This window comes from Arthrobacter sp. HMWF013 (genome assembly GCF_003061105.1).
GTDB lineage: Bacteria > Actinomycetota > Actinomycetes > Actinomycetales > Micrococcaceae > Arthrobacter.
The window spans coordinates 1-4651 of the sequence record NZ_QAIQ01000230.1; the positions used below are offsets into that span (position 1 = coordinate 1).

Consider the following 4651-nt stretch of genomic DNA (forward strand, 5'->3'; position numbering starts at 1 on the left):
GACCTGGACATGCTCCCCGCGGGAAGCCCGGATTTGCCGGTTATCGGCGTCGACGACGAAACTCTCGAGCCGGCCGGGATCATGGCCCAGGGTTCCCTGCTTCTGGCAGGGCCTCCCGGGGCAGGCCGGACGGTTGCGCTGGTCAGCCTCGCCTACGCCCTGCGCCGGTCCAACCCGGACACGGAACTGGTCTACATCGGTTCACGCCGCTCCGCCGTGGCATCCCTCCCGGTCTGGAACCGTTCGGTGGTGGGGGCAGACGATCTGGCCGACGTCGTCGAGGACCTGATTGAGCACTCCACCGGGAATCCCGGCAAGGTGGCGATCTTCATCGAAGGCCTGACCGAGTTCACCGATTCGATCGCCGAATCGGGCGTCTCGCAGCTGGTGACGGCGTCGCTCAAGGCTGATCAGTGGGTGGTCGGCGAGTCCGAAACCTCCACCTGGTCCTCTGCCTGGTCCTTGTCGCAGCCCTTCAAATCGGGGCGCCGAGGCCTGCTGCTCAACCCGGGTGACATCGAAGGCGACAGCCTGCTGAACACGTCGTTGGGCAGGATCAGCCCGGAGTTCATTCCAGGCCGCGGCTACATCGTGGGACGTGGCAAAGCCCGGAAACTGCAGGTCGCCTTGCCACCTGAAAACAGGGACTGACAGCGGTTACGCCGGCGGGGCCGTGAATCCTGCGGGATTTGCGGCCCCGCGGCGGCTGTAGCAGACTACGGGAAACACAAGTTTGCCGCGGTGGGGGCCGCGCGCCGTCGAAAAGGTAACCCATGACCCGATCCTCCTCTGTGCTCCGCGACGTGTCCGCGTCGGTGGCCGGAACGGTGCTGGCGCTCTCGGTAGGGCTTTCGGCGGCGGTTCCGGCGCACGCCGAAACGAGTGAGCCAACCCCCACGTGCCTGCTGGCCTGCGATATGGTCCTCGTCGACGCCGATGACCAGAAGACGCCGCCCGGCAACCCCGGGAAACCGGATCCCAGGCCCACCGAGGAGCCCCCGGCGCCCGCGCCGGCACCGCCCGCGCCCGCGCCGGCACCAGTGACCGCAGAGCCGGCCCCCGCTCCGGTTCCCACCCTCGCTCCGGAACCCGGCGATACGCCCACTGAGGAGACGGCGTCGGCCTCTCCCACCAGCACCCCAGCCAGCGTTTCGCCGTCCGCCACCGGACCCTCCACCGAATCGAACTGGAACAAACCCATCACTAAATCGGCCACACCTACCCAGGCGGCAGCCGTGTCGCGGAACGACGGCGGCGGCCTCTTCGGCAGCGCCGGACTGCTGGCCATCATGGCCGGGGTGCTGCTGGTGGGCGCTGCCGGCCTCGCGTTCGCCTGGTGGGGCCGGAACCGGTTCGCCTCGCACTAAGCCGCCTCGTACACGGGCCCCGCTCTTGCCCTGACCCGCTTCGTGCACTGGGGAGGGCTGTATGGGCAGCGGTCCCCATCGACAGTGTTTGGGGGCCGGGATAGGTTCTAGGTACTGGATCTTCCGGATCAGCCGGAGGCCGTTGGGGATGCCGACACCGTTCGGATCCAAGAAAATGAGGAGAAAACAGATGGCTATTTGGGGCGCAGATGTAGAGCAGCTCAGGACCCTCGGCACCAAGCTGCAGAACGGTGCCGACCAGATCGAGCAGCAGCGGACCAACCTGGCCCGCCTCCTGGACAGCACCACGTGGGAAGGCCCGGACGCCAAGCACTTCCGCAGCGAATGGCACGGAACCCACACCAGCGCGCTGAACCAGGTCATCCAGGCGCTGAAGGACGCCGGCCAGAAGGCCACCCAGAACGCCAACGAGCAGGACCAGGCTTCACGCTAGCCAGCAGCACCCAAGCATTCACCGCAAGGGCCCGGACACAGCACAGTGTCCGGGCCCTTCGGCTTTAACCTGTCTCCGGCGTCGGGAAGGGCCGATGCAGCCGGTGAAGGCTGGAGCCGCCGGGAGTAAGGCAAGATAGGTTTGTGAGCACAGCATCAGGCACCGCAGGGAACACCATCGCCAGCACCCAGGACTCTCCGGAGCAGGACGCCGTTCCCTCCGGGTCAGTGCGGGAGGAATACGAAAACCTCGCTGATCTGGTCAGGAAATACAGGTTCGCGTACTACCAGGAAGACGAACCCCTGGTCTCGGATGCTGAATTCGACACACTTTTCCGCCGCCTTGAGGAGATCGAGGCGCTCCACCCGGAACTGGTGTCCAACGACTCGCCCACGCAGGAGGTGGGCGGCGAAGTCTCAGCCGCGTTCGCCGCCGTCGAACATCTGCAGCGCATGTACAGCCTCGAAGATGTGTTCTCGCTCGAGGAGCTGGAGGCATGGATCACCAAGGCCGAGGCATCCGTCGCGAAAATCGGGAACGGCGCCGGCCAGCCTGCCTGGCTGACGGAACTGAAGATCGACGGCCTGGCCGTCAGCCTGCTGTACCGCGACGGCAAACTGGTCCGGGCAGCCACACGCGGGGATGGCACCACGGGGGAGGACATCACCCACAATGTGCTCACCATCAAGGAAATCCCGCAGGAACTGACCGGGACCGGCTTTCCGCCGGAAATGGAAGTCCGGGGCGAGGTCTTTATTCCGTCCAAGGCGTTCGCGGAATTTAATGAGGCCCTGATCGAGGCCGGCAAGGCGCCGCTGGCCAACCCCCGGAACGCCGCCGCAGGCTCCCTCCGGCAGAAGGACCCCGCGGAAACTGCGAAACGTCCGTTGAAGATGTTTGTTCACGGCATCGGTGCACGCGAAGGGCTGGAGACCCGGAGCCAGTCCGAGACCTACGCCGTGATGCAGCAGTGGGGCCTCCCCGTCAGCCCGTATTTCGAGGTACTTGGCAGCCTCCAGGAAATCCTGGCCTTCATCAAGCGCTACGGCGATAAACGGCACAGCCTGATGCACGAAATCGACGGCATTGTGGTCAAGGTTGACGATCTGGCCACCCAACGCGCCCTGGGTTACACCACCCGCGTGCCGCGCTGGGCCGTCGCGTACAAGTACCCGCCCGAAGAGGTCCACACCAAGCTGCTCGACATCGCCGTCAACGTGGGGCGCACCGGCCGGGTGACCCCGTTCGGCGTCATGGAACCCGTCAAAGTGGCAGGGTCCACAGTAGGAATGGCAACCCTTCACAACCAGGACGTGGTCAAGGCCAAGGGCGTGAAAATCGGCGACATCGTGGTGCTGCGGAAGGCAGGCGACGTCATTCCCGAAATCGTGGGTCCCGTGCTTGCACTTCGCGATCAGCAGGATCCGCCGGTGCGGGACTTTGTCATGCCCACCGAATGCCCCTCCTGTGGAACCCCCCTTGCCCCAGGCAAGGAAGGGGACGTGGATATCCGTTGCCCCAACGCCAGGTCCTGCCCGGCGCAGCTGCGGGAACGTGTGTTCCACCTCGCCGGCCGCGGGGCGTTCGATATCGAGGCCCTTGGCTGGGAGGCCGCCATCGCACTCACCCAGCCGGCAGAGCCGGAAGTGCCGCCGCTGACCACCGAGGCAGCCCTGTTCGATATCACCCCCGAGGATCTGGCCAACGTCAGGATCCGCCGGGAGAAGCGCTCAAAGGGAGTGGCAACCGGCGAGTTCGAACTCGTGCCGTATTTCTACAGCAAGGGCACAGCCAAGTCGCCGTCAAAACCGACAGCCACCACCGTGAAGCTGTTCCAGGAACTGGAAAAGGCCAAGGCCCAGCCGCTTTGGCGCCTGCTGGTGGCGCTTTCCATCCGGCACGTTGGCCCCCGGGCCTCACGGGCGCTTGCCCAGGCCTTCGGCACCATGGATGCCATCCGGAATGCGTCGGAGGAGGACCTGGCCCATGTGGACGGGGTGGGTCCCACCATCGCCGCAGCGCTCAAGGAATGGTTCGCCGAGGACTGGCACCTGGAAATCATCGACCACTGGGCGGCAGCCGGGGTCCGCATGGAGGACGAACGTGATGAGTCCACACCGCGCACCCTCGAAGGCCTGACCATCGTGGTGACGGGCTCGCTGCCGAACTTCAGCCGCGACGAAGCCAAGGAAGCCATCCTGGTCAGGGGAGGCAAAGCCGCCGGTTCGGTGTCGAAAAACACCAGCTATGTGGTGGCCGGTGAAAACGCCGGGACCAAACTGGACAAGGCCGAGCAATTGGGGGTTCCCGTGCTGGACGAGGACGGTTTCCGGGAATTGCTGGCGAACGGACCGGCTGCCGCTGCAGATGCAGCTGACGCCGGCGAAGCTGCAGCCAGCCAAACGAAGCAGGAAGCCGAATGAACCATCCGGAGCCCGTCACCGGGCTGCTTGGGGTGGCCAGGCGCGCCGCTGCTGCGGGCGCCGCCGTCCTGGCCTCACGGAACGGCGATGCTTTGGAAGTCAGCAACAAAGGTGACTCAGGTGACTGGGTCACAGCCTTCGACGTGGCCGCTGAGAACGCGGTGAGGAATGCGATCACCGCTGCCAGGCCGCAGGACACCATCACCGGCGAGGAACATGGCACCACGCGCCCAACGGAACCCAGCGGCTACCGCTGGTCCATCGACCCGCTGGACGGCACCACCAACTTCATCCGCGACATCGTTTACTACGCCACCTCGGTGGCAGTGGCGGATCCCGACGGCGTCTGGCTGGCCGGCGTCGTACACGCACCTGCGCTGAACCGCATCTACTGCGCTGCGCGGGGA

The 4651-nt window shown here is 65.7% G+C and carries 4 protein-coding genes and 1 pseudogene; all 5 read left to right on the forward strand.

Annotated features, from left to right (window positions below):
- Positions 1–651: pseudogene (locus DBR22_RS09445) on the forward strand (FtsK/SpoIIIE domain-containing protein); the annotation flags it as partial.
- 122 nt (positions 652–773) lie between these two features.
- Positions 774–1367 (forward strand): hypothetical protein, encoded by a 594-nt coding sequence (locus DBR22_RS09450; RefSeq protein WP_108598804.1) that lies wholly within the window; start codon positions 774–776, stop codon positions 1365–1367.
- Between the two features lie 190 nt (positions 1368–1557).
- Complete coding sequence (locus DBR22_RS09455) at positions 1558–1821, forward strand: WXG100 family type VII secretion target (RefSeq protein ID WP_108598805.1); 264 nt, start codon at positions 1558–1560, stop codon at positions 1819–1821.
- 176 nt (positions 1822–1997) lie between these two features.
- Positions 1998–4244 (forward strand): NAD-dependent DNA ligase LigA, encoded by a 2247-nt coding sequence (gene ligA / locus DBR22_RS09460; RefSeq protein WP_258229116.1) that lies wholly within the window; start codon positions 1998–2000, stop codon positions 4242–4244.
- A partial coding sequence (locus DBR22_RS09465; protein ID WP_308810198.1) for an inositol monophosphatase family protein occupies positions 4241–4651 on the forward strand: 411 nt, incomplete at its 3' end. The genes ligA and DBR22_RS09465, both read left to right, overlap by 4 nt.